This is a genomic window from Burkholderia sp. GbtcB21 (assembly GCF_019091065.1).
Taxonomy (GTDB): domain Bacteria; phylum Pseudomonadota; class Gammaproteobacteria; order Burkholderiales; family Burkholderiaceae; genus Burkholderia; species Burkholderia pyrrocinia_C.
In genome coordinates this window covers 1-381 of record NZ_JAGXKA010000130.1, presented here as the reverse complement: position 1 = coordinate 381, position 381 = coordinate 1, and the positions used below count along the sequence as shown (strand labels likewise).

At 72.7% G+C, this 381-nt stretch carries 1 pseudogene; it reads right to left on the bottom strand.

The features are described from left to right. A pseudogene (locus tag KVT39_RS36605) lies at positions 1-381 on the bottom strand (RHS repeat protein); the annotation flags it as partial.

The following is a 381-nucleotide window of genomic DNA, read 5'->3' as shown; positions in this document are numbered from 1 at the left end:
TCTTCGGCAGCCATACCGCGGTGCCGCCGTACGGGTAGTATTCCTCGGCGCTCAGCCGTTGCCCGTGCTGGTCGAGTTCCAGGCCGCTCGAGCCCAGGTGATCGCTCACGCCGTAGCGCCGCGGGTCGTTGTCCAGGCCGCTCGGCCGGCCCGCACGCCAATGCAGGCAGCGCATCCCGGTCTGCCCCGCGCCCGTGCTGAGCACCACCTCCAGCACCTCGCCGGTGGCCGTGTCGGTGCGCCGCTCCAGCCCCGGCAGATAGCGGACCTCGCGCTGGTGCGTCACCGTCCCGGCCTGCTGGCTGGACCACTTGCGCACCCGCCGGCCGTCACCGCCGTACCCATATGCTTCGGCGTCGTCCTCGCCACCGGGGCGAGGCA